We start from the raw sequence: 25320 nt of genomic DNA, 5'->3' as shown, positions 1-25320 counted from the left end.
ATGTTATGCAGCAGTGACAGGAACAAGGACGACATTCGCGCGACGTCATGCGCAATCGACGCATCGAAGGTGTGGGAATTGAGACTAGACGGGAATAAGGACACAACCTTGTGTGGATGTGCCCTGGTGGACCGATGGTTCGGTCAGGCGGGTTCGCGCTGGCTGTCGATGTAGCGAATGAGGGTGTTGACGGTCTGTTGCAGTTCGCCGGAGTTATCCAGCAGGAAAACCGAGGGGTTGCCAGCCATTACATTCACGGCAAAGGAAGCGTTGCGCTCTAGTCTTGCTTCGATTTCCGCAACCGATTCGCGTCCTCGTGCCAACAGACGCTGACGCAAGACCTGCTGATCCACCGTCAGCAGCACCGCCAGCAGCGTCGGATAACGCACTTGCGCCTGCTGCAAGTGAGCCCTTGAACCGTTGATGAGCACGTTATGGCCTTCAAGCAGCCACTGGTCTATTTCGATGGGAATGCCGTAGCGCAGACCATTGGCCTGCCAGCTCAAGGCAAAAGCGCCCTGCTCGCGCATGGTTTCGAACTGTTCGACACTGACGGCCTGGGCTGCTTCACCCACGGCCTCGGCAGAACGGGTAATGACCCGCCGCACGATACGGCAATCATTGAGGGCCAATGTTTCCCGTGCGGCATCCAGCAGGCTGTCCTTGCCTGAACCCGACGGCCCGATGAGATAGATCAACCTGCCCACCATCAAAACACCCTCGCCAGACGTTGCGGGTAACGACAGGCCGTGGGGCGGATGAACATGAACGATTCACACCACGGCCAGTAAAAGACTGGCCGGATGATAATCGTTCAAGGGGATATTCAGTAGCCCTGTTTCGTACGTCAGATGCGGAAACTTCCCACCAATTGTTGCAAACGGGCGGCCTGCTCTTCCAGCAGGTTGCAGGCATCCAGCGTCAGGCGCAGGTTATCGACACCCTGCTGGTTGAGGGTGTTGATATGCGTGATGTCGACGTTGATCGACTCCACAACGGCGGTCTGCTCTTCAGTTGCAGTGGCAACCGACTGGTTCATGCCGTTGATTTCGTCGATACGTCGGGTGACGCTGCCCAAGCGCTCACCGGCGCGGTTGGCGATGCTCACGCTGTCCTCGCTCTGACGCTGGCTTTCAGTCATGTTCACGACCGCCTCACGGGCGCCGACCTGCAACTCTTCGATCATGGTCTGCACTTGCTGGGCAGAATCCTGAGTCCGGTGCGCCAGATTGCGAACCTCATCGGCCACCACGGCAAAACCACGGCCTGCTTCACCTGCGCGAGCAGCCTCGATGGCAGCGTTGAGGGCCAGCAGGTTGGTCTGCTGGGAAATGCTGGTGATGACCTCGAGAATCTGCCCGATATTGGCGGTCTTGCCATTGAGGCTCTCGATGTTGACGCACGACTCGCTGATCTTGCCCGACAGTTCGTTCATCGCGGCAATGGTCTGCTGCACGACGCTCTGGCCTTCACCGGCCAGGTCGCTGGCATCGCTGGACTGTTGCGAGGTGCGCGCAGCGTTCTGGGCAATTTCATGGGCGGCAGCGCCCAGTTGATTGATGGCCGCAGCCACACTTTCGGTACGGTTGGCTTGCTGGTCGGAGTTGGTCATGGACGAATTGGACGCCTTGACCACTCGCGTTGCAACTTCACCCAGTTGCCCGGCAGTGGAAGCCACTTCACGGATCGAGGTGTGGATACGCTCGACAAAGTGGTTGAAGGATTGCGCCAGCTCACCGAACTCATCCTGGGAGGTAATGGCCAGCCGCTTGGTCAGGTCGCCCTCACCGTCCGCGATGTCACGCATGGCGCGCCCCATCTGGTGCAATGGCTGCATCAGCACACGAATCAGCAGGCCCAGCAACAGGATGATCACCAGCACGACCACACCCATGGCGGTGATCGCCGAGGTGCGGAACTCGCTGAGCATCGAGTAGGCCGCTTCCTGATCCAGTACCAGGGCGACATACCAGTTCGCGGTTGAAATACCCTGGACCGGCGTGAAGGAGACGAACTCCGTCTTGCCACCGGATGTAATTTCAGTCACACCCGCGACGATTTTCGGCGTGTTGTTCGGATAGGCTTCGCTGATGTTCTTGAGGACCAGCTTGCTGTCCGGGTGAATCAGGATCTTGCCATCAGCGCTGACAATGTACGCATAACCATGGCCGCCGAAATTCAGGGAGTTGATGGTCTTGCTGATACTGTCCAGGGAAATGTCTGCACCCGCGACACCGGCAAACTGGTTCTGGATCTTGACCGGCGTCGCCAGGGTGACCACCAGCTTGCCCGAGGAAGCGGCTATGTAAGGTTCGGTGACGATGATGCCGGGTGCGTTCTGCGCTGCCTTGTACCAGCCACGGGCACGCGGATCGTAATCGGCGGCGCGATTGCCGGCCGGGATGGAAAACATCACGCCTTCGGTGCTGCCGAAGTAGCTGAGCTGGAAGTTCTCGCTGTAAGCCTGCAAGCCGATTGCCCGTTGCAATTGAGGCAGGGCCTTGCCATCGACAGCAATCTGTTGGGCCATGGACTGCAGCAATTGCGAACGGCTTTCCAGCCAGGTCTGAATATTCTGCGTCGTCAGAGTGCCCAGCTGTTGCAGTTCGGACAGGACATTGGATTTCAAAGTTTGGCGTTGTCGATAGTCGTTGATGACAATAAACGCACTAAACGCGACAACCACAATCAACGCAGCCGCCAGCAGGATTTTCTTGCTGAAACCTAAACTTTTAATCATGAGAATACTTCCATTGCAGAAACCGGAACGGCGAAATAGCAATCACCCGAAAAGCCTGACAACTGTGTCGTTTCTACGAACCAGGAAGATTGGCAAAAACCGCTGATAGGTCAGTAGGTGCCTGCAATCCAGAAAGCTTTCAGCAACAGCTCACTCCGGAAACGGAGCGAATTGATATCATACACACATGCATTTTCCATGACAATTTGAGTATTTATTTAAAAGCCCTGTCTGAAAACGTTTCCTGTTTAAAGTTTTTCACTAATGACGTCAATAAAGTGCCGAACAACGCGACTTAAATGATCAAGCTGGCGAGTAGACATATTTTTCAAACGGACATGCCTTACTTGACCATAAATAGGCCATAAACTTTTTATTCATTTTTTTCAACGCCGCTCATCGCATCGTAAATACCTGGATGATGGGCTCAGGGTGCCAGAGCTGAGATGCACCTCTCACAATCCATCAGGAAACGTGCACAGAGGAAAAAACTGACTATCGTTGAATCATCCGACGTACGAGGATGCCATCGATGACCCTTGAAAAACTGTTTGAAGAGTTGCACAGCCTGCCCAGCATTCCCAAAGTGGCCCAGGACCTGATGGTGCAGTTCGATAACCCCTCCTCCAACCTGGAAAGCATCGCCCGCAATATCGAGAAGGACCCGGTGATTGCCGCGAAGGTACTGCGCCTGGCCAACTCGGCCCGGTTCCGTGGCTCCCGTGAGTCATCCAGTATCGAAGACGCTGCCATGCGCCTGGGTTTCAATACTCTGCGCACGCTGGTGATGGCGTCGGCAGTGACCGGTGCTTTCAAGGCCGGGCCGAGTTTCGACCTCAAGGCCTTCTGGCTCAAAAGCTTCCAGGTCGCGGGGATCTGCCGGATGCTGGCCAAGCAGACCGGCGCAGATCCTGAAATCGCCTTTACCTGCGGGGTCATGCATAACATTGGTGAGCTGCTGATCCAGACTGGTGCGCCACAAGTGGCCGAACGCTTGAACAACGCTGCCAAGGCCGGGACAGCAGGTCGTGCAGCCAACGAAACACTGCAATTGGGCTTCGGTTATCCGGAAGTGGGCGAAGAACTGGCCCGCCGCTGGCAACTGCCGAAGGTGATTCAGCAGGCCATCGCGTATCAGGCCCGCCCGATGCAGGCCCCGGAAAACGCTCAACTGCCCCGGATCGTGGCTCAGGCCATCATGATTTCCGATGCACTTGAGGCCCATGACGGTGCCACACCCGAAGCCCAGAAGGCCGCCACCGGCCCGCTGACGGAGGAAGTGGATCTGGACACTCTGTTCAAGGGCCTGCCGGCAGTACTGGAAGCGGACAAGGCGTTTTCACAATTGCTGTCCTGATCTCCGTTATGTGGGTGGGGCCTTGGCCGCGACGACCTGCTTACAGGCAACACATTTTTCAGTGCCTGAAAGCTGGCTGTCGCGGCCAAGGCCCCTCCCACGGATTGTGATCCAGCCACCTGTTTTTTGAAGTCAGCCTCTTGATTGATCGACATGACTGCGGAGCAACTTCAGTCGCGAAAGCTATTTCAGAACCAGACCTGAAACCAGGGCCTTGTTGAACATCACCGGTTCTTCCATCTGCGGTGCATGTCCCATGCCTTTGAACTCGACCAGGGTAGCGCCCGGAATCATCTCGGTCACCTGCTTGCCCAATACCTTGTAATTGCCGATGCGAGCCTTGACCTCGGGTGGTGCAATGTCGCTGCCAATGGCTGTGGTGTCGGCATCACCGATCATCAACACGGTCGGGACCTTGAGTTTCGGGAATTCGTAGAAGACCGGCTGGGTGAAAATCATGTCGTAGATCAGCGCCGAGTTCCAGGCGACCGCTTTCTGGCCCGGTCCCTTGTTCAGGCCGGCCAGCATATCGACCCATTTGTCGTACTCAGGCTTCCAGCGGCCGTCGTAATACGTCTTCTGCTCGTATTGGCGAATCCCTTCGGCGGTTACCTTCAGTTCACGCTCATACCATTGATCGATGCTGCGATAAGGCACTCCCAGGGCTTTCCAGTCTTCAAGGCCGATCGGGTTGACCATTACCAGCTTTTCGGTTTGTTGCGGATACATCAGCGCATACCGTGTCGCCAGCATGCCACCGGTGGAATGACCGATCACCGACACCTTGTCGACCTTCAGGCTGGTCAGCAACTCATGGGTATTGGTTGCCAGTTGCTGAAAGCTGTATTGGTAGTAGCCGGGTTTGGTGGAGGTACAGAAACCGATCTGATCCGGCGCCACGACGCGATAACCTGCCTCGCTCAGTGCCTTGATGCTGTCTTCCCAGGTCGCGGCACAGAAATTCTTGCCATGCATCAATACGGCCGTGCGGCCATTGGCCTTGCCGGTGGGCGCAACATCCATGTAGCCCATTTCCAGTTTCTGGCCCTGGGACTGGAAGCTGAATTTCTTCAGGGTGTGAGGATAAGCGAACCCTTCGAGTTGCTGGCCATAGCTGGGTGTTTCGGCAAACACTGCACCCGGCAGCGCAAGTGTCATGAGAAAACCTGCGATCTTTACAGCACGCATAAAGAACCTCCTGTAGGAAATAGAGCGTGAACATGCGGGAATTCAGCATGCTGGCCTACAGACTTGCTCCTGTCACGCAAGCAGACATTTCATAGTGTTAACGCCGAGTCAGATAGACTGTCGCCATCCTTTCGACGTACGACCCGCCATGGTGCAAAGGAATAACGATGAATCGCAATGAGTTGCGCAAGGCAGACATCAACCTGATGGTGGTTTTCGAGACATTGATGCTGGAGCGCAATGTGACGCGCACGGCCGAAAAACTGTTTCTCGGTCAGCCGACCATCAGTGCCGCACTCAACCGGTTACGCAGCCTGCTCAACGACCCGCTGTTCATCCGGGTCGGTCATCGCATGGAACCCACCGCCCGCGCCCATGAAATTCTCAGGCACCTGACCCCGGCACTGGATGCCATGTCCATGGCACTCAGCCTGGCCAGCGACTTCGATCCGTCGGTCAGCACCATGACCTTTCGCATCGGCATGTCGGACGATGTGGAATTCGGCTTGCTCCCCGCCTTGCTCCAGGCGGTACGCAAGGAAGCACCGGGCGTGGTGCTGGTGGTCAAGCACGTCGATTACCTGAATATCTCGGAAGTGCTGATGTCCGGCGAGATTACCGTAGGCGTCTGCCTGACCCGCGACCTGCCAGCCAATGCCAAGCGCAAGCCATTGCGCAATGTACAGCCGCGAGTGGTCAGGGCCGACAAGTCGTCGACACCCATGACGCTGGATGAATACTGCTCACGGCCTCATGTGGTGGTGTCTCACGCCGCGAACGTCAGCAGCTTTGCCGATGAGTGGCTGACGGCGCTGGGACGCAAGCGCAAGGTGGTACTGTCCGTGCCGCGCTTCACCACCCTGCCCGCGCTGATGGCCGGGACCGACCTGATCGCCGGCCTGTCCGACTTCACGGCCAGTGCCATGAGTGCGTTGGGGTTATTGCACGATGAGCCCTTGCCGTTCAGTACGCCGGGGCTGGATCTGTCGATGACATGGTTGAGCGTGATGGACAGCGATCCGGCAGAACGCTGGTTGCGCAGCCGGATCGAGGAATTCATGGGCGAGCACCAGGCGGCGCCCGCCCTGGAGGGCATCAGCCAAAGCGACCGGTGATGTAGTCTTCGGTCTGGGTCTTGGAAGGCTTGGTGAAGATGGTATCAGTGTCGCCGTGCTCGATCAGTTCGCCCATGAACATGAACGCGGTGTAGTCCGAGCAACGGGCCGCCTGTTGCATGTTGTGGGTCACGATGATCACGGTGAACTGCTCTTTCAGTTCGGTGATCAACTGCTCAATACGGCCAGTGGAGATCGGGTCGAGTGCAGAAGTCGGCTCATCGAGCAGCAGAACCTGAGGACGCAGCGCGATAGTACGTGCGATACACAGACGCTGTTGCTGACCACCGGACAGGCTGGTGGCGCTGTTCTTGAGCTTGTCCTTCACTTCATCCCACAACGCGGCGCCACGCAGGGCCTGCTCGACGCGGTCTTCCATTTCACGACGCGACAGCTTTTCGTGGTGACGGATGGCGTAGGCAATGTTCTCGAAGATCGACATCGGGAACGGCACCGGCTTCTGGAACACCATGCCCACCTGACTGCGCAGACGGTTCATCGAATAGCCCGGCGCCAGGATGTTTTCGCCATTGAGCAGCACTTCGCCGCGCGCTTCCTGTTTCGGGTACATCGAATAGATACGGTTGAACACGCGCAGCAGAGTGGACTTGCCGCAGCCGGACGGGCCGATGATCGAGGTGATCCGCTTTTCAGGGATCATCATGTCGATGGATTTCAGTGACTTCTGTTCGTTGTAGAAAAACTCCAGACCACGCACTTGGATCTTGGTTTTTTCGTTGGCAAGGGAAAGGTTGTTCATCAGGACGCCCTATTGCGCAGAAGAATTAAGCGAGAAAGCAGACTCAGAATCAGTACGAAGAGCGTCATGACCAGTGCACCGGCCCATGCGAGGGAGTGCCAGTCTTCGAACGGGCTCATGGCGTACTGGAAGACAACCACCGGAACGCTGGCGATTGGCTTGAGCAGGTCGCTGCTCCAGAACTGGTTGCCGAAAGCGGTGAACAGCAGCGGCGCGGTTTCGCCGGTGATACGTGCCAGCGCCAGCAGAACACCTGTCACCACGCCCGCCTTGGCGGCACGCAGGACGATTTGCAGGGTCAGCTTCCATTGCGGCACACCCAGGGCCAGTGCGGCTTCGCGCATGGTCGAAGGTTGCAGTTGCATCATTTCATCGGTAGTACGCACCACCACCGGGATCACCAGCAATGCCAGGGCCAGGGCACCGGCGATCGCCGAGAAGCCGACCTGCTGGCCTGTGAGCTGGTTGAGCGGCAGCACGACCACGGTGTACACGAACAGACCCAGCACAATCGACGGCGCCGACAGCAGAATGTCGTTGATGAAACGCACAGCGTTACCCAGCTTGGAGTAGCGGGCGAACTCGGCCAGCCAGATACCGGCCATCAGGCCGATTGGCGTACCGATCAACAGACCGATACCGGACATCAGCAGGCTGCCGTAGAACGCGTTGGCCAGACCGCCTTCGACACCCGGCGGCGGGGTCATGCCGGAGAACAGTTGCAGGTTCAGGGCATCGATGCCCTTGATGATGGTGGTCAGCAGAATCCATACCAGCCACAACAGGCCGAATGCAGTGGCGCCGCAGCTGAGCACCATTGCGATCTTGTTCTTGATATCACGAACCCGGTACAGGCGCTCGCTACCGGTTACGTCCTTACTCATAACCCCTCCTTACGCGAAAGACGCGACAACATCAGACGTGCAAGGGCAAGCACGATGAAAGTAACCACAAACAGCAGGAAGCCCAGTGCGATCAGCGCCGAACGGTGCAGGTCGGTGTAGGCTTCGTTGAACTCGTTGGCGATAACCGATGCAATGGAACTGCTCGGCATCATCAGGGATGCGGAGAACTGGTGGGCGTTACCCAGAACGAAGGTCACCGCCATGGTTTCGCCCAAGGCACGGCCAAGACCCAGGAACACACCGCCAACCACCGCCGAGCGGGTGTAAGGCAGAACGATGTCCCAGACCACTTCCCAGGTCGTGCCGCCCAAGGCGTAGGCAGACTCTTTGAGGGTCGTAGGAACAGTACGGAAAACTTCCTGCATCACCGAAGTAATGAACGGCGTGATCATGATCGCCAGGACGATACCGGCGGTCAGCATGCCGATACCCAGCGGCGGGCCCTGAAACAAAGTACCGATAAAGGGCAGGCCACCCAGGTTCTCATTGATCCATGGCGACAGGTGTTCAGCCATGAACGGGCCGAACACGAACAGCCCCCACATCCCGTAGATGATCGAAGGAATGCCGGCCAGCAGCTCGATGGCCGAGGCAATGGGCATCCTCAACCAGGGCGGCGCGACTTCCGTCAGGAAGATGGCGATGCCGAAACTCACCGGAACGGCGATCAGCAAAGCCAGAAAAGATGTCACCAGCGTACCGTAGATCGGAACCAGGGCACCAAACTTGCCGTTGTTCACGTCCCACTCGGCACTGGTCAGAAAACCAAAACCAAAGGTCTCGAATGCCAGACTTCCGCCCCACAGGGTCGACAGGGCAATACATCCCAGCAATGCCAGCACCAGCATGGCGGCGCCTTGCAGCGAACGCCTGAACCAGGCGTCATGTCGATGATCCCGCTTGGCGCGCTTCTCGCCTTCGGAGTCGATGTCTGAGACGTTCGCGGACAGGTATTGGGTGTTTTCAGTCATGTTGAGTCCACTCGCAAGAAAAAGCCCCCGTCACCGAACCGATATCGCGGTTGATGACAGGGGTGAGCTACAGGCTTGAATCACTTACTTGGTGAATTCGGTTTTCCAGTAGCCTTCTACACGTTCAACCAGCGATTTCGGCAGAGCGACGTAATCCAGTTCTTCTGCTTGCTTCTGGCCATTTTCCAGAGACCATTTGAAGAAGTCGAAAGTGGCTGCACTCTTCTCTGCGTTCTTGGCCTTCTTGTACATGATGATCCAGGTGGTCGCAGTGATCGGCCATGCTTCGTCGCCCGGAGCGTTGGTCATGATCAGACCGAAATCCTTGGCGTTTGCCCAGTCGGCAGTGTCAGCCGCAGCGGCGAAGGTCTTGGAAGTCGGGGTCACGAACTTGCCAGCAGCGTTTTTCAGCTGGGTGTAGGCCAGTTTGTTGGTCGCAGCGTAGGAGTACTCGACGTAGCCGATGGAACCCTTGATCTGCTTGACGTAGGCAGAAACGCCTTCGTTACCCTTGCCACCTACACCGACCGGCCATTTGACGGTGGAACCGAACTGCAGCTTCTCGTTCCACTCCGGGCTGACTTTGCTCAGGTAGTTGGTGAAGTTGTAGGAAGTGCCCGAGCCGTCGGAACGGTGAACAACAGTGATGTTGGTTTTAGGCAGAGTCACGCCAGGGTTGAGGGCCTTGATGGCCTCGTCGTCCCAGGTCTTCACGGAGCCCATGAAGATCTTGGCCAGCGTCTCGCCGTCCAGCTTCAGCTTGCCGCTTTCGATGCCTTCAACGTTGACGATTGGCACGATGCCACCGATCACGCTAGGGAATTGACCCAGGCCAGCGGCCTGCAGGTCTTCTGCGGACATCGGGGCATCGGATGCGCCGAAGTCAACGGTGGCGGCCTTGATCTGAGCGATACCGCCGCCCGAACCGATCGACTGATAGTTGATGCGGTTTGGAGAATTCTTGCTGTAGTCCTGGGACCACTTTGAAATAACCGGGAAAACGAAACTCGAACCAGCGCCAGTGACATCAGTCGCGTGAGCAGCGCCGCTCAGGCACAGCGAAGCGATCAGAAGCGACAAGCGTTTTTTAGTCAGCAGTATCACGGTAATACCTCAATCCAGGAGAAAGTGTTGTGGTCCACTTAAGGAGGCCCGAGGCGGATTTAAAACCTGAAATGTTGCTGTTTAATGACAATCAGTCGATTCCAGTCAGAAATGAGCGTTTTCTGTAATCGATCTCCTACGTTCATCGAGCCTTGAAAAGCGGAAAAGCCCAGTATTTACGGGAAAATTCGCCGGAAAACCGCAAAACATCAATTTGACATCACCCACCAATAGCACAGAGCCATCCGTGTTTTTTAATTGTAAGAAAGCACGTTTTTTTAGAACCGGTTTCACGCAACAGATACTTTTTTATAGCCGTAAGGTCTTGCACGACCCGTCGGTCGGACCGCTGAGATCAGTCCGACCGACCGGATGCCCACTGCACGTAACACACCTCTACAGGCATGCCATGCTCGGCACAGAAATCCAGCCAGCGCAGTTGGTTGTCCTGTAGGCGGTCACCCGGCCCCTTGACCTCGATCATGCGATAACGGCGCTGTGCGGGGAAAAACTGAATCAGGTCAGGCATGCCGGTGCGATTGGCCTTGATGTCTTGCAGCAAGCGGCGAAACCAGAGGCCAAGGTGCTCGGCAGGCAAACACTCCAGAGCCTGCTCAAGCAACTCGGGGGTCAGGACGCTCCAGAACACGAAAGGCGATTGCAGCCCGGACTTGCTCTGGAAGTGCTCACGAATCGTTGCCTGATAGGCGCCGCTTTCCAACTGTGCCAGACACTCGTCGAACAGCGCGGCACGGCGCTCATGGAAGTCCGGGCTGAGCAGATCCCTGGGGGCGCTATGGAAGGGATGGAAAAACGCTCCCGGCAGCGGTGCGAAAATCGCTTTCCAGCACAGCAGACCGAACAGTGAGTTGATCAGCGCATTCTCGACGTAATGCACCTCGCTGCCCTCTTCTGCCAGATGCTCGCGGATCAGGAACTCGACACTCAGGCCCGGCACCGGCACAACGCTCAGATCCAGGCGTGACACGCTGCGAGCGGCCGCACGCTTCTCGACCGCCAGGCCCAGCTTGCGCTGTAAGCGCGGCAGAATGCGTTGCAGATGCTGAAGCTCGGCATCGTTCTGCGGCACGGCCCTGACCTGCTCCAGCAGCGCCATCGCCTGGACATATTCGGCACTGAGTTCCAGAACCCGGATCTGCCGCGAACGGGCACCCGGGTAATTGCACTGGCGATAGACCTCCAGCGCCAGCGGCCATTCCTGCAGACGCTCGGCCTGCTGCCCTATATGGAACAACAGCTTGGCACAGCGTCTTTGCAGCCATGGATTGCGGGTTTCGATGGCCATCGCCTGCTCGGCCAGCAGCGCCAGCTCGACACCCTGCCCCATGGCTTCCCGGCAGGCATGCAGTTGCAGGCAGACGCCTATGTCCACCCGCTCGCTGATGGCCCGTGAATCCGGCGAAAACTCGACTTTTTCGTAGCGGAAGATCCCCAGATCCGCCAGCACGAACTCCGACCACTCCTGATACAGATTGCCGAAATACAGCAGGCGCAGGCGATCACACAGTGGCATCACCTTCAGCTCGAATACCTGATCGTCCAGATCGGGATGCCACTGGTCCAGAGGCTGGGCGACTTCATAGACCGATTGCAGCCGCTCAAGCCACTGTGGCTTGCGCTCCGGGCCCTTTATCGCATGGGCCTTGAAACACTGGCTCAGTTCGTCCTTGCGCAGCAATTGAAACAAGGCTTCCAGATCCAGCAGCGGACGCGCGTCGATCCAGCCATGTGCCAGCAATGGCAGCGCCGCTTCGCGGGTATCGCCAATTTCGTCGTAAGCAAGCTTGCTGGCCCGGAACAGCGTGCCCTTGCGCATGACCATACGCACCAGCAACCCTTGGGCAGGCGTCGGCAAACCGGAAAAATCACTGATAAACCGGCGCTCGTGCTCATCCAGCAGATCGTCGTAACGCTGGACGATCCAAGCCAGGACCTGACGGAAGTTTTCCAGGTAATAAAACGGATTGTCGAGAGGTGAAGTGCTCAAGGATACGGTCACATACGGCAGAGACAGGCGGCCAAGGATACTGGTTATCCGTACAGATTCCAGCCATGAATCCTCTGGTTTTCACGTCGCCCGATAAATGGTGCATTTCGCAAAAGGGCCTGCGGGTCGTAAGATCGCCCTTTTTGGCAAGGAGCGGATATGCAAGCGCCGCTGGTTTACCTCGCAGGTTTTGATGTGTTCCGCCAGGACGCCGTCGAATATGGTCAATACCTCAAGAACCTGTGTGCAGCCCAGGGTCTGGAAGGGTTGTACCCGTTCGACAATGAAGTGCCGCCCGGGCTGTCTGCTTCCGACACCGCGCAATTGATCTGCACGATGAACATCGCAATGATCCAGCGCTGCACGGCGGTGCTGGCCAACCTCAATGTCTTTCGTGGCCTGGAACCCGACTCAGGCACCGCATTCGAGGTGGGCATGGCGGTGGCGCTGAACAAACCGGTCTGGGGATATTTCGAGCCCGTCGCCTCGTTGCGCGAACTGGTGCCTCATGATGAAAACGGTTTCGACAGCCAGGGTTTCATCGTGGAAGACTTCAACCTGCCCCGCAACCTGATGCTGGCCTGCACCTGGGCGGGAAGCAGCCCGAGTGCAGAATCGGGGATAGAGGCATTGGCCAGGTATCTGGCATCAAAGTAGGAGATCACCTAAGGCTGTCGCGCAGCAAACATGTGCAGACTGTGTGGGAGCGAATTTATTCGCGAAGGGGCCTTTGGACGATGAATACGTACCGGCCTCTCGCGAATGAGCGGAGCGCCGCCCGATTCGCTACCTACAGGTGGGGGTCAACCCAAGGTCGCGGAGCCAATATCGCCGGTGATCGTCGGGTCCAGCTTGTCGGCATCGACAAAATCATCCAGGCCAAGGATATCCAGGTCCAGATAGCCTTCCGGATCATTGTCTTCATCGGCATCGGCATCGTTCAAAGGCGACTGGTCGCCACCAAAATGCTGCACCGGACGGGCAACGTCGGGAAAGTCTGTTGCGAATGTAGATACCTGCATGACTGTCTGGCTCCTGTTTATTTCATGAAATCAGATACGTCCTACGTATCTGCATGGCCGCAGGCTAACGCAGCCGCGAATGAAAGCGCAAAACATCAGGTCCAGCCTACAAATTCGCCACCATTGTCACGCAGCATCTGCAGCATTTTCTGGGCGGCCGGAGACAGGTAACCACTGCTGCGCAGTGTCACGCCAATGGTGCGTTTCATCGTGGTCTGCTCCAGAGGCACTTCGCGAAGATGCTGCATGTTCTTGCCAAACTCCAGTGACTCCCGGGCAATAAAGCTCAGCAGGTTGCTTTGGGCAATCAGCCCTGGAAGCAGGGAAATGGAGTTCGCCTCGATCTGCACCACAGGCAGCGGCAGGCCATGGGCGGCAAAGGTCGCATCCAGCCACTTGCGTGAAGACACACCTGTAGGCGGTAACACCCAGCGATAGGCATTCAAGTCGCTCATCTGCATCGGAGCCTTGAAAATCGGGTGATGCTTGCTGGCAATGACCACCGCTTCATCCTTGAGAATCGGGTAGCTGATGACCTGCTCATCATCAGGAATCAGCGAGCAGATAATCATGTCCAGTTGCCCGGAGCGCAGCGATTCGCCGAGCAAGTCGTCCTGGCCGACCACCAGCTTCAAGGTCACGTCAGGCGCGCGTTGCAGCAAGGCGGAGGTCAGCTTGGGCATCAGATACTCCGCCATGGTGGCGGCGCAGCCCACGCGAATATTACCCACCATGCCACTGGCGAAATCCCGGACCTCGCGCTGGGTCTGGGCAATGCTCTGCTGCAACTCCCTGCCCCGTGCCTGAAGCAGTTCGCCCACCGGGGTCAGCTTGATGCGTCGTCCGTCGCGCTGGAACAGGCGCGTACCAAAAGACTCTTCCAGACGCTGAATGCTTTTGGTCAGTGCCGGCTGGCTGCGATTGAGCTTTTCGGCTGCACGTCCCAGATGCCCCAGCTCAGCGATGGTTTCAAAATAAGTGAGGTCCCGCAGGTCCATATCCATCAACCAAAGTTATCAATTCATGATTATTAGAAAATAGACTTGATCGATTGAAGTGTCGATACTTTATGCGACCGGTCAGTTCCTGATCGGCAGCCAAAGTCTGGGAGAACCTCCTTGCCACGTGCTTCAAGTCTGTCACTATCCTCGCTGCCTCCTCTGGCCCAATGGGCAGGTCTGCTGCTGATTGCAGGCACCTTCGGACAATTTCTCAAGTACCTGAACGTTCCTGCGGCGCTGTTCCTTGGCCCGATGCTGGTCGCCATCGGCTTCGGTGTATCGGGTGCGACCATCCGCATGAATAAAAAGCTTTTCCAGCTGGGCCAGGGCACGGTAGGCGTGCTGATCGCCCACGCCATGACCATCGGTGTGTTGATGACCGCCATCCAGTCCTGGCATGTGATGCTGTTCGCAACGATCCTGACCGTGCTGCTCAGTGCGCTGGTCGGACTGGTGCTGGTGCGCTTTGCCGACATCCCCAGCAACACCGCAGCCTGGGGCACCTCGCCGGGTGCGGCCTCAGCGATGGTGGCCATGTCCGAAGACTACGGCGCAGACTCCCGGGTGGTCGCCACCATGCAATATGTGCGGGTCGTGTGTGTGGTGGTGGTCGGCTCGCTGGTCAGCCGCTTCATGGGCGCCCCCGATAGTGGTGGCGCAGACCTGCACAGCAGTGAAGTGGCGCTGCAAGGCATGAACCTGCTGGACTTCGGCCTGAGCCTGGGGGTCATCGTATTCGGTGTGCTGCTGGGCGCGCGACTGCCTGCCGGTGCCTTGCTGGTGCCGCTGGTAATAGGCGGTGCTCTGCAATTGAGCGGCCTGCTGCAGATCACCATCCCCACCTGGATGCTGGCCATGGGGTATGGCGCCATAGGCTGCTACATCGGCCTGCGTTTCGACCGCGAAACCATCAGCTACGTCTGGCGACGCCTGCCGATGATGATCTTCGCTTCGATGCTGCTGATCGTGCTGTGCGCCCTTTCGGCCTGGCTGATTGCCGTGATGCTGGACAAGGATTACCTCTCGGTCTACCTGGCCACCAGCCCCGGCGGCCTGGATGCGATGGCGATCATTGCCATCGACACCCATGCCGACGTCGGTTTCGTGCTGGCGATGCAGACCCTGCGCCTGTTCGGCGTGATCCTGACCGGCAGCTTCCTGGCCCGGCAGATCATCCGCCTGACCGACAAGCGGATACCGGCACACTGATTCGCGTCAGGCCATGCCCGCCAAGGCACTGGCCAGGCTTGGCGCCAGCGGCAATACCGGCAGCAGAGTGGCCTGATAGGCGTGATACAGGTCAGGCTTGCCCGGCCAGATATCCGCGCTGGGCACATTCTCCTCGTTGAGTTCATGACGCCAGCTACCGTGTTCATGGTCGATGAACAGGGTTTCGTTGAACTCCCAGAAGCAGCGATACCAGTCCTCGTACTGTTTTTCACCCGTACGCTGCAACAGCGCAGCGGCTGCGGCGGCGGCTTCGCAATGGGTCCAGTGCAGACGATGGCGCACCACCGGGCGATTCTCCCAGTCGAGGGTGTAGACGATGCCTGGCGCGCCATCGACATTCCAGCCATGGCGGCAGGCATTGGCAAACAACTGACGGGCATCGTTCAGCAACCACTCAGGCGTCGGACGGCCTGCGCGCTGGAGGGCGGCCTCCAGATGCAGAACCAGACGCGCCCACTCGAAAGCATGCCCCGGCGTGGTGCCGAAAGGCCGGAAACCGTCTGCGGGGTTGTCGCGGTTGTAGTCGGGTAAAGGCTGCCAGGACTGGCTGAAATGCTCGACGACCTGGAAGTCATTGGCCGCGGCATGCTCATGGATGATCCGCTCGACGATACTCAGCGCCCGGTCAAGCCATTGCGCGTCGCCGGTAACATCCGCCAGGGCCAGGAAAGCCTCGGTGCTGTGCATGTTGCTGTTGGCACCACGATAGGCTTCTTCGCCCTGCCAGTCCCGAGCGAAGGATTCGCGCATGGCGCCCTCTTCTTCGCTCCAGAAACGGGTCTTGATGATCTGTATCGCATCGGACAGCAGCGCCTGGGCACCTTCGCGCCCGGCCACCACCGCGGAGCTGGCAGCCAGGGCGACAAAGGCGTGCAGATAGGCCTGCTTGTCGGTCTTGCCACCCTCCTCCAGCGCTGCACTGAACCAGCCACCGTGCTCGGCGTCACGCAACGGGCCGCTGAGGGCTGCAATGCCGTGATCCACCAGCGCGGCGCAGCCGGGAATGCCCTGAGCATGGGCCATGGCGAAACTGTGGGTCATGCGGGCAGTGTTCATGGTCTGAGCCGTGGCACCGACCATGAGGCGACCATAGTCGTCGAGGCTGCCGAAGCCGTTCTCAAGCTTCGAGGCCTTGGCGAAAGCCAGCAGGCGCATGCCTTCCTGGGCCAGCCATTGATGATGACGTTGCGAAAGCAGCCAACTGCTGAAGTTGTAGTTGTTATTGTCCATGACGCGATGCCGCCTCCAACGATAAGAAATTTACCGGTGGTCTTTCCGACCGTGGGCAATCATGCGCGCCACGGCCGGTCAGCGGCAAGCGGACCTGTAAAGGTTCTGCTTCAGACCTTGAAGTTGGACACGACCTGATTCAGGTCGGCAGCCAGGCGCGATAGCTCATGGCTGGAGGCGCTGATCTGGTTTGCACCCTGGGTGGACTGCATGGACAGGTCGCGGATATTGACGATATTGCGGTCCACTTCACGGGCCACTTGTGCCTGTTCCTCGGCGGCGCTGGCGATGACCAGGTTACGCTCGGAAATCTGGTTGATGGACGAAGTGATTTCGCTCAGGGACTCACCCGCCCCCTGGGCAAGCGACAAGGTTGAATGGGCACGGTCACGACTGGTCATCATCGACTCAAGCGCCTGAGCGGAGCCATTGCGCATGGCGCTGACCATGGTGTCGATTTCCAGAGTCGACTGCTGGGTACGATGGGCCAGTGCCCGCACCTCGTCGGCCACCACCGCAAAACCACGGCCCGACTCACCGGCACGCGCAGCCTCGATGGCGGCGTTGAGCGCCAGCAGGTTGGTCTGCTCGGCAATGGAGCGAATGACATCCAGCACCTTGCCGATGTCCTGAGACTGATCGGCCAGGTTCTGAACCAGCGACGAAGTAGACTGTACGTTGGTGGTCAGGGTCTGGATCGACTGCACGGTCTCGTTCACACGCGCCTGACCGGCCTTGGCCGAGGCGCTGGAATGGTTGGAAGCATCGGAGGTGGACACTGCGTTGCGCGCCACTTCTTCAACGGCCGAGGTCATTTCATTGACAGCCGTGGCTGCCTGATCGATCTCGGCGTTCTGTTGGTTCAGGCCGCGATAACTGTCTTCAGTGACCGAGTTGAGTTCAGTCGCAGCAGAAGCCAGTTGGGTGGCGGAACTGCTGATATTGCGCATGGCGGTGCGCAGGTTGTCTTTCATCTGCTCAAGGGCACGCAACAGACGAGTGACTTCGTCACTGCCATCCACTACGACCTCATGGGTCAGATCACCCCTGGCCACATGCTCGGCGGCAGACACAGCGCTTTCCAGAGGCTTGACGATACTGCGAGTCAGCAACAGGGCCAGACCGATAGTGCCCAGTGCAGCAAGGATCACAAACGCAATCACGATATTGCGTGATTGGTCATACTGGATTTCAGCGGCCTTGCCTTCGGCATCGACCTTCTGATTGTAGAACTCGGCCATGTCACTCAGTTGCTTGCCCGAACCATCGACGATGGTTTTCATGTCCACCAGCAACAACTTGTTCAAGCCGGCACTGTCGCCCTGGCCTGCCAGCACGAATGAACGCTCCAGGGCTTTCTGATATTCACCCAGGCTGACACGGAATTGATCGGCGAGAGTCTTCTCTTCCGGGGTATCGACAAACTTGTCGAGAATGTCGAGCTTCTTGGCCAGATCCTGATTACGTACGTCCATCTGGCTGCGATAGGTAGGAATATTCTTGGGGTCCGTGTCCAGAGCCATACGCAGGGAAATCGTGCGAATGCGCAGCATGATTTCGCGAATGTCATTGACCACTCGCATGCTCGGCAACCAGTTGGTTTCAACGGCGATTTCGCTCTGGCGAATCGCAGACATCTGCACAAGCGAGAACCAACCCAACAACGCAACCAACAGGGAAATCAGGGTAAAACCCAGGCCCGCACGGCGAGCGATAGTTAATGTGCGTAAGTTCATGGCGAGAGGCTCTTATATTTGGAAGGCAGTTTTATAGCTATGTTGTCAGACAACCTCCTATCATATCGACGGTGTGCAACACTTCTTGAGAGCGGAGTTAAATCATTTTTCGAGAAGAGCAACGCTCTTTTGCGACAGGGCCTGTCATCAACAGGCCCCGCTCAAACAACTGTTTCAAACTTTATGCATTCACTTGCCCGCAACACGCTCGGCCGCTAGTTCGGCCAGAAGATTGCGTCTTGCAGTCGTGATGATGGCGGCCGGATCCTTGGGCAGGTCATGTTCGACGATATAGAGAGGCCTGTCGGTCCGCTCATAAGCCGGAATGATTTCCTTCCAGCTCAACAGGCCTTCTCCCAAAGGCGCGAAGTTCATTTCATCGTCACGCACTCCGATGCCGGAGTTGTCCTTGGCATGAATGGCAAACAGTCGACCGGCATACTGTCTGATGAAACGGGCCGGGTCATGTCCGCCGCGGTAAATCCAGGCCACATCGACTTCAAGCAGCAGGTTCTCGGGTTTTGTAGAACTGACCAGCCACTCGAAAGCGGTCTTGCCCTGATACTTTTTCATTTCGAAGTCATGGTTATGGTAAGCCAGCTTCATGCCGTACTCCCGCAGCCTGGCGCCCAGACGATCCAGTTCCCCACCCAGTTTGCGCCAGCCTGCGGCATCGGTCGGACGATCGGCCGGATCGAGCCAGGGCAGTACCAGCACCTTGTTGCCGATGGTCTGGTTAAAGACAATGGTGGCCGGAAGATTGTTGCGCAGGGTTGCCAGTTGTTCATGGGAAGAGACGACGTTCAACTGATACTTGTCCAGCAGGAACTTGAGTTCATTGGCAGTAACGCCCTGATTGCCGACGACTTCAAGGGAGCGGAAACCTGCACTTTTTGCCATGGCCAGTTGTTGCTCAAGCGTGCCGGCATTGCGCAACGTATACATTTGCAAGGCAATCGGACTGGTTGCACTTGAAGGCGGCGCAGCCATTGCGGCACCTCCTCCCGTTACAACCCCGACAAAGAGTGCGGACAGTACGGCAGACTTCATGAAACCCATGGCAACTTCCTTTGGCTATTGATTTATTCAGGACTTGGAAAACGTGATACCGGCCGGCCGCGCATCGCGAAAAGCCAGAAGAAAGACCAGCACGACACCCAGTGAAAAAGTCGCCGGGAATAACCAGATGCTGCGCCAGAGATGGCCTTCGGGGCCTGCGTAATAATCGGAGACATGCCCCGCGACCCAGAAACCGATCAGCATGCCTACCCCATAAGTGGCCAGAGTAATAAGCCCTTGAGCCGAACTTCTGAAGCGCTCCGATGCCTTGGCGTCGGTATAGATCTGGCCCGATACAAAGAAGAAGTCATAACAGATGCCATGCAAGGCAATGCCCGCGAACAGCATGAAAGCCAGGTCACCATTATTGCCGTAAGCGAACAGGAGATAGCGCAAGGCCCAGGCCAGCATCCCGACCAACAAGGCAACCTTGATACCGAAGCGATGAATGAAAAGCGGCAACAGCAGCATGAACACCACTTCGGAAACCTGGCCCACCGCCATTTTCGCCGTGGGGTTGGCGACACCGATTTCTGCCAGAAACGAGTTGGCGTTCTGGTAATAGAAAGCCAGCGGAATGCAGATCAGGATCGAGGCGACAAAGAACACCAGATAGCTGCGGTCCTTCAACAGACCCAGGGCGTCCAGCCCGAGCAACTGCCTGAAACCGTCACGACCCGATGTGGATTTCTGCGATGGCGTACTGGGCAGGGTAAAGCTGTACAGCCCCAGCGCCAGTGACGCCAGGGATGACATCAGGAAAGTGCTGCGCAGAGCGCCGGACGAGATTGCATCCTGGGAGTCCCAGGTGAAGACAAAGCTGATCACCACCCCGGCCACAATCCAGCCGATGGTGCCCCAGACACGGATACGGGCGAACTCCAGGGCCGGGTCTTTCATCTGCCGGAAGGCCACCGAATTCACCAGTGCCAGGGTCGGCATATAGATGATCATGTAGGCCAGCAGATAGGGATAGAACTGGCTGAAGTCAGGCGCACGATACAACTGATACAAAAGCACCGCGCCCAACAGGTGCAGCACGGCGAGAATACGTTCGGCGTTGAAATAGCGGTCGGCGATCAGGCCGATGACAAAAGGCGCAATGATCGCGCCCCAGGATTGTGTGGAAAATGCCATCCCGACCTGACCGCCACTGGCACCCAGGCTGGTGGAGAGAAAAGTCCCCAGGGTGACGAACCAGCCCCCCCAGATAAAGAATTGCAGGAACATCATGGCGCTCAGACGCGCAGTCATAGGGGTCATAACAGTCACCGTTTTATTTTTATAGCGGTAAACAGCATCGGGTTCAGGTGCTGGAATCAGGCGTCGGGCAGCCCCAGCAGCCGGCGGTTGGATCGTTCATCGGCCGCCACACTGGCGAAGTCGTCGAATGCCTTTCGGGTCTTGGTAATCATGTGTTGCCGGATGAATGCCGCGCCTTCCGCCGCGCCCTGCCCGGCATCCTTCAGGCAGCATTCCCATTCCAGCACCGCCCAGCCGGCAAAGTCGTATTGCGCCAGCTTGCTGAAGATGGATTTGAAATCGATCTGGCCATCGCCCAGAGAACGAAAGCGACCGGGGCGCTCGACCCAGCCCTGATAACCGCCGTAGACACCGGATCGGGCATCAGGACGGAATTCCGCGTCCTTGACGTGAAACATGCGAATGCGCTCGTGATAACGGTCGATAAAACCCAGGTAATCCATTTGCTGCAGCAGCAGATGGCTCGGGTCATACAGAATCGCAGCCCGTGGATGATGATCGACGGCCTGAAGAAAACGCTCGAAGCTGGCGCCATCGTGCAGGTCTTCGCCGGGGTGAATCTCGTAGCACAGGTCGACGCCAGCCTCATCGAAGCAATCGAGGATCGGCAACCAGCGTTTCGCCAGTTCGGCAAAGCCCTGCTCCACCAGTCCGGCAGGCCTTTGCGGCCATGGATAGACATAAGGCCACAGCAACGCACCGGAAAAGGTCGCATGCGCCGTCAGGCCCAGGCGCTGACTGGCCCGTGCGGCCAGCTTCAACTGATCGATTGCCCATTCGGTACGCGCCTGCGGCTGGCCGCGCAGATGAGCCGGCGCGAAGTCGTCGAACAGCGTGTCGAACGCCGGATGCACTGCCACCAACTGGCCTTGCAGGTGCGTGGACAGTTCACTGATCTGGACACCGGCCTCGGCGCAGACGGCGTTGAGTTCATCGCAATAGCTCTGACTTTCGGCAGCCCGTGCCAGATCGATGAACTGCGTGCCCAGCGTCGGCAACTGAATGGCCTTGTAACCCTGTGACGCGGCCCAGCGGGCAATGTTGGCGAGTGTGTCGAACGGTGCTTCGGCCGACATGAACTGGGCGAGAAAAATGCCCGGCCCGCGCAAACCTGTGGATGCCTGGCTCATGACAGTGCTCCCTGAGTGCAGACCAGATCGGTCCACTTGGCGTCGCTGCGATGGCTGGCGATCGCGGTTTCGATAAAGGCCATGCCGCGCAATCCGACATCGATACCCGGCACACCTGCGGCATTGTTGCCAGTGATGTCGGAACGAATGGCGCTGGCGAAATCGCCATAGAGGTTGGCCATCGCTTCGAGATAGCCTTCGGGATGACCGGCAGGCAAACGCATGCGCTGGCTGGCGGCGTCACACAGCCAGGGCTGGCCGACACCGGAACGCAAGATGCGCAAAGGTTGGTCGAGAGAACGATGGATAAGGCTGGAGGGTTCTTCCTGACGCCATTCCAGACCACCTTTGCTGCCGTAAAGGCGAATCTTGAGAGGGTTTTCTTCACCGGCGCATACCTGGCTGGCAATCAATACGCCGCTGGCACCTTCAGCCATTTTGAACAGCATCGAAGCGTCATCGTCCAGCTGTCGGCCTTCGACATGTACGCCCAGCATCGCGCACAGTTGAACAATCGGCTGACCGGCCACGAACTCTGCCAGGGAAAACGCATGGGTGCCTATATCGCCAATGCAGCCGCCCACTCCGGACAGCTCGGGTCGCCCCCGCCAGTCGGCCTGCTTGTTGCCCTGCCCTGCGACATCCTGGCTGAGCCAGCCCTGGGGATACTCGACAATCACCTTGCGCAGCTCGCCGATCACACCACTGCGCACCATCTCCCGGGCCTGCCAGACCATCGGATAACCCAGGTACGTGTGGGCCAGGCCATAAAGGCGGTTGCTGCGACCGACGACTTCCTTCAAGTCCAGCAACTCGGCCAGGTTCAATGCAGCAGGCTTTTCGCTGAACACATGAAAACCCGCAGCCAGCGCCTTGCTGGCAATGGGAGCATGCAGATGATTGGGGGTGACGATCACCAGCAACTCCATGCGCTGGTCAGCCGGTAGCGCACGCTCGTCTTCAAGCATCTGCTGCCAGCAGTTGTAGCAGCCGGACTCTGGCAGCCCCAGCGCCACGCCTGTGTTGCGGCTATTCTGAATATCCCGGCTAAACGCGCCGCACACCAGCTCATAGCGTCCATCAAGCCCGGCGGCCTGGCGGTGAGCCTTGGCAATGAACGCGCCCTCACCTCCACCGACAAAGCCCATTCTTATTTTTGGAATTGCTGCATTCATCACGAAATCTTCTCTGTTCGAAGCAAGGTCAGGCTCAGGTTTTACTGATATGTAACCGGTTACATCGTGGCGAGAACTTATCCCCTCCCATCTCGGGTGTCAAACTCCGGAGCCGGGTTTGCGAAGATTTCTGCACACGCTCAACCTGCGGTAAGCTCGCAGACCGCACAGCTTGAAACGAGGTGGTTTTGTCCAATATCCGTGAAGTAGCCCGACTGGCAGGGGTTTCGGTAGCCACCGTGTCGCGAACGCTCAAATCCCCCGAGCGCGTGCTGCCCGAGACCCGTGACAAGGTCAATGCCGCCGTGGAACAGGCCGGTTATCGCCCCAACCTCATGGCGGTGCAGTTTCGCTCCCGCAAGACCGCCAATCTGGTCATCCTGGTGCCGACCATCGCCAACACCTTCTTTGCCCGGGTGATCAGCGGCGCTCAGCAGGCCGCCCAGGCCGCCGGTTATCGACTGCTGCTGTGCGACACCCAGGGACGCGAAGAAATCGAACGGACATTTGCCGAGCTGGTGTATGCCCATCAGGCAGATGGCGTGATTCAACTGCGCGCCTACGACCCTTACGACACAACCTGCTCCAGCGCCGACTTGCCCCCCATAGTCAATGCCTGCGAAGTGATCAGCAATGGCCGCCATCCGACCATCAGCCTGGATAACCATGCCGCCGCCAAAGCCATGACCCAGCACCTGATCGAACTGGGGCATCGCCGAATCGGCCTGATCAAAGGCCCCAGAAGCAGCCCCCTGACCCGCGACCGCGTGGCCGGATACCTTGATGCTCTGGAACAGGCCGGTATCGAATTCGATCCTGCGCTTGTGTGCCACGGCAACTTCAGCCTGCAGGCCGGTTATGACGGCGCAGGCGCCATCCTGGAACTACCCGAACGTCCCACCGCGCTGTTCTGCGAAAACGATGAAATGGCCATCGGCGCACTGAAACGCATCAAGGAACAAGGCCTGCGCGTGCCCGAAGACCTTTCCCTGGTGGGCTTCGACGACATTCCCCTGGCGGCCTACTGCGACCCGCCCCTGACCACCATCTCACAGCCTGCCGAAGCCTTTGGCCAGACCGCCGTCCAGATGCTGATCGCCCTGATCGAAAAGAAACCCATCGAACAACGCCATATCGTGCTGCCGTTTGAATTGACGTTACGCAACAGCACAGCTGCGCCTGGTTTCAAGGAGCAGTGACAAGGGATCGCCCTTGCTCGGTCAGACGGTACATTTGCCTGGGGCTGCGCGGTGCACTCAGATTCGTCATCTCCACCAGCCCGGCCGCCAGAGCGGGAGCCAGATAACGGGTACGAAACGACTGCCGATGATTGAGCCCTAAAAGCTCCATCAAACCTGCAGCGCTCAACTCGGACTCACTCATCAAAAAGACTTCAAGCAGTCGTTTTACTTGTGCGGTTACTTGTGCGGTTACTTGTGCGGTAGCTAGCACAGGGGTTGAGTCGGTTTGAGCGGCTTCATCCAGTGCCTGTTGCAACGCAACCAGCATGAACTCGACAAAGGGTGTTGCTTCTGACGCTCTGTCAGCAGCAGACAACGCGCTGTAGTAGGCTTCCTGCTGATCACGAATAACGGTCTCAACGGGCAGAAATGCCAACACCGGTCTCCACTGACTCAGCATCAGTGTTTGCCAGAGACGCCCCATTCGACCGTTACCGTCAGCAAACGGATGAATGAACTCAAACTCGTAATGAAAAACGCAACTGGCAATCAACGGATGCAGGTCGGATGTTCTTGCCCACTCCAGCAAGTCATTCATCAAGGACAAAACCCGGCTGGCGGGTGGCGCCATATGCATCAATTGATCGCCACGGTAGATACCGACACCGCCCGACCTGAAATGACCTGCGTCATCGATCAAGCCATACATCAGTGTGCGGTGCGCCAGCAACAGATTCTCAAGCGAGCCGGGACTCCAGCCTGGCATGCCTTCATAAGCAGCAAAAGCATTGCGCACTTCCTGAATTTCGCGAGGCAATCCCAGCACTCGCCGCCCCTCAAGCACAGCCGTAACCTGCTCCAGACTCAGGGTGTTGTTTTCAATGGCCAACGACGCCTGAATGGTACGAATACGGTTTCCGCGCCTGAGCATGGGAGTCTGGCTGGTTTCATCCAGGGCGGACAAGCGTCCGACCCGCTCGCTGATATTCGCGACCAGATTCAACATACGCGGGGTCAAGGTCAGAGGGGGTTGGTACTTCCTCATTACGCAGCCTTTACATACTCAGTGACACGAAGGCATGAGAATGGCCTCCGCAAATTGCAAACGCCGTCACCTTAGGGAAGTTCGATGACAGGCGTCAACA

Annotated in this window: 22 protein-coding genes and 2 pseudogenes; 5 read left to right on the top strand and 19 right to left on the bottom strand. The window is 57.9% G+C overall.

All coding sequences use genetic code 11. From position 1 onward, the window contains the following. Window positions 1–143: 143 nt before the first annotated feature. The 3 genes and pseudogenes from phnN to KQP88_RS25585 form a co-directional block, all read right to left on the bottom strand. On the bottom strand, window positions 144–710 hold the full coding sequence (phnN, locus tag KQP88_RS09565) for a phosphonate metabolism protein/1,5-bisphosphokinase (PRPP-forming) PhnN (protein WP_216705491.1): 567 nt from the start codon (window positions 708–710) through the stop codon (window positions 144–146). A gap of 137 nt (window positions 711–847) precedes the next feature. After that, window positions 848–1612 (bottom strand): methyl-accepting chemotaxis protein, encoded by a 765-nt coding sequence (locus KQP88_RS25590; protein WP_374011480.1) that lies wholly within the window; start codon window positions 1610–1612, stop codon window positions 848–850. Between the two features lie 93 nt (window positions 1613–1705). Then, window positions 1706–2740 (bottom strand): annotated as a pseudogene (locus KQP88_RS25585) (HAMP domain-containing protein); the annotation flags it as partial. A 523-nt stretch (window positions 2741–3263) separates the two neighbouring features. Between KQP88_RS25585 and KQP88_RS09555 the strand changes: the two are divergent. Then, on the top strand, window positions 3264–4097 hold the full coding sequence (locus tag KQP88_RS09555; protein ID WP_216705490.1) for an HDOD domain-containing protein: 834 nt from the start codon (window positions 3264–3266) through the stop codon (window positions 4095–4097). Between the two features lie 183 nt (window positions 4098–4280). On the opposite strand, the gene KQP88_RS09550 is transcribed toward KQP88_RS09555, so the two are convergent. Further along, window positions 4281–5285: an alpha/beta fold hydrolase gene (locus KQP88_RS09550; RefSeq protein ID WP_216705489.1), complete on the bottom strand. Its 1005-nt coding sequence runs from the start codon at window positions 5283–5285 to the stop codon at window positions 4281–4283. 167 nt (window positions 5286–5452) lie between these two features. Here KQP88_RS09550 and KQP88_RS09545 point away from each other — a divergent pair, with 167 nt between their 5' ends. After that, window positions 5453–6400: a LysR family transcriptional regulator gene (locus KQP88_RS09545; RefSeq protein ID WP_198728662.1), complete on the top strand. Its 948-nt coding sequence runs from the start codon at window positions 5453–5455 to the stop codon at window positions 6398–6400. Here KQP88_RS09545 and pstB read toward each other — a convergent pair. From pstB to KQP88_RS09520, 5 genes are all read right to left on the bottom strand, one after another. Then, entirely contained in the window at window positions 6381–7160 is a 780-nt protein-coding gene (gene pstB / locus KQP88_RS09540; protein WP_117164992.1) for a phosphate ABC transporter ATP-binding protein PstB, read from the bottom strand. The two genes, KQP88_RS09545 and pstB, sit on opposite strands and share 20 nt — an antisense overlap. After that, a complete protein-coding gene (pstA, locus tag KQP88_RS09535) occupies window positions 7160–8044 on the bottom strand; it encodes a phosphate ABC transporter permease PstA (RefSeq protein ID WP_025259633.1) in 885 nt (294 codons plus the stop codon). Before pstA ends, pstB begins: the two co-directional genes overlap by 1 nt. Further along, on the bottom strand, window positions 8041–9036 hold the full coding sequence (gene pstC / locus KQP88_RS09530) for a phosphate ABC transporter permease subunit PstC (RefSeq protein WP_117164994.1): 996 nt from the start codon (window positions 9034–9036) through the stop codon (window positions 8041–8043). The genes pstA and pstC overlap by 4 nt, the downstream gene beginning before the upstream one ends. Window positions 9037–9120: 84 nt before the next feature. After that, window positions 9121–10140: a phosphate ABC transporter substrate-binding protein PstS gene (pstS, locus tag KQP88_RS09525; RefSeq protein WP_200993080.1), complete on the bottom strand. Its 1020-nt coding sequence runs from the start codon at window positions 10138–10140 to the stop codon at window positions 9121–9123. A 355-nt stretch (window positions 10141–10495) separates the two neighbouring features. Beyond that, the gene (locus KQP88_RS09520; protein ID WP_216705488.1) at window positions 10496–12148 is read right to left on the bottom strand and encodes a VRR-NUC domain-containing protein; all 1653 of its coding nucleotides are present in this window, start codon (window positions 12146–12148) and stop codon (window positions 10496–10498) included. Window positions 12149–12307: 159 nt separating this feature from the next. On the opposite strand from KQP88_RS09520, the gene KQP88_RS09515 reads away from it, so the two are divergent. Next, window positions 12308–12805: a nucleoside 2-deoxyribosyltransferase gene (locus KQP88_RS09515; protein ID WP_216705487.1), complete on the top strand. Its 498-nt coding sequence runs from the start codon at window positions 12308–12310 to the stop codon at window positions 12803–12805. Window positions 12806–12951: 146 nt separating this feature from the next. Here KQP88_RS09515 and KQP88_RS09510 read toward each other — a convergent pair whose 3' ends face one another. Continuing rightward, window positions 12952–13170, bottom strand: coding sequence for a hypothetical protein (locus KQP88_RS09510; protein WP_216705486.1), 219 nt, complete (start codon window positions 13168–13170; stop codon window positions 12952–12954). Window positions 13171–13265: 95 nt separating this feature from the next. Continuing rightward, window positions 13266–14168: a LysR family transcriptional regulator gene (locus tag KQP88_RS09505; RefSeq protein WP_216705921.1), complete on the bottom strand. Its 903-nt coding sequence runs from the start codon at window positions 14166–14168 to the stop codon at window positions 13266–13268. Window positions 14169–14288: 120 nt separating this feature from the next. Between KQP88_RS09505 and KQP88_RS09500 the strand changes: the two genes are divergently transcribed. Beyond that, on the top strand, window positions 14289–15380 hold the full coding sequence (locus KQP88_RS09500; protein WP_216705485.1) for an AbrB family transcriptional regulator: 1092 nt from the start codon (window positions 14289–14291) through the stop codon (window positions 15378–15380). 6 nt (window positions 15381–15386) lie between these two features. Here the strand turns inward: KQP88_RS09500 and KQP88_RS09495 are convergent, their stop codons facing one another. From KQP88_RS09495 to KQP88_RS09470, 7 genes and pseudogenes are all read right to left on the bottom strand, one after another. Continuing rightward, on the bottom strand, window positions 15387–16631 hold the full coding sequence (locus tag KQP88_RS09495; protein ID WP_216705484.1) for a D-mannose isomerase: 1245 nt from the start codon (window positions 16629–16631) through the stop codon (window positions 15387–15389). Between the two features lie 110 nt (window positions 16632–16741). Then, window positions 16742–17581, bottom strand: coding sequence for a methyl-accepting chemotaxis protein (locus tag KQP88_RS25580; protein WP_407681833.1), 840 nt, complete (start codon window positions 17579–17581; stop codon window positions 16742–16744). A gap of 15 nt (window positions 17582–17596) precedes the next feature. Beyond that, a pseudogene (locus KQP88_RS25575) lies at window positions 17597–18367 on the bottom strand (MCP four helix bundle domain-containing protein); the annotation flags it as partial. Window positions 18368–18556: 189 nt separating this feature from the next. Continuing rightward, window positions 18557–19426 carry a sugar phosphate isomerase/epimerase family protein gene (locus tag KQP88_RS09485; RefSeq protein ID WP_216705482.1) on the bottom strand — a complete coding sequence of 290 codons (870 nt, stop codon included), beginning with the start codon at window positions 19424–19426 and terminating at the stop codon, window positions 18557–18559. A 27-nt stretch (window positions 19427–19453) separates the two neighbouring features. After that, window positions 19454–20689 carry an MFS transporter gene (locus KQP88_RS09480; RefSeq protein WP_200993090.1) on the bottom strand — a complete coding sequence of 412 codons (1236 nt, stop codon included), beginning with the start codon at window positions 20687–20689 and terminating at the stop codon, window positions 19454–19456. Between the two features lie 56 nt (window positions 20690–20745). Further along, complete coding sequence (locus KQP88_RS09475) at window positions 20746–21819, bottom strand: sugar phosphate isomerase/epimerase family protein (protein WP_216705481.1); 1074 nt, start codon at window positions 21817–21819, stop codon at window positions 20746–20748. After that, complete coding sequence (locus tag KQP88_RS09470) at window positions 21816–22994, bottom strand: Gfo/Idh/MocA family protein (RefSeq protein WP_216705480.1); 1179 nt, start codon at window positions 22992–22994, stop codon at window positions 21816–21818. Before KQP88_RS09470 ends, KQP88_RS09475 begins: the two co-directional genes overlap by 4 nt. 188 nt (window positions 22995–23182) lie before the next feature. Here KQP88_RS09470 and KQP88_RS09465 point away from each other — a divergent pair, with 188 nt between their 5' ends. Further along, complete coding sequence (locus tag KQP88_RS09465; RefSeq protein WP_216705479.1) at window positions 23183–24193, top strand: LacI family DNA-binding transcriptional regulator; 1011 nt, start codon at window positions 23183–23185, stop codon at window positions 24191–24193. Here KQP88_RS09465 and KQP88_RS09460 read toward each other — a convergent pair. Beyond that, the gene (locus KQP88_RS09460) at window positions 24180–25220 is read right to left on the bottom strand and encodes a Fic family protein (protein ID WP_216705478.1); all 1041 of its coding nucleotides are present in this window, start codon (window positions 25218–25220) and stop codon (window positions 24180–24182) included. The two genes, KQP88_RS09465 and KQP88_RS09460, sit on opposite strands and share 14 nt — an antisense overlap. Window positions 25221–25320: the final 100 nt, after the last annotated feature.

The organism is Pseudomonas lijiangensis, from assembly GCF_018968705.1.
GTDB lineage: Bacteria > Pseudomonadota > Gammaproteobacteria > Pseudomonadales > Pseudomonadaceae > Aquipseudomonas > Aquipseudomonas lijiangensis.
The sequence above is the reverse complement of the archived record's forward strand: the minus strand, read 5'-3'. Positions and strand labels throughout refer to the sequence as shown.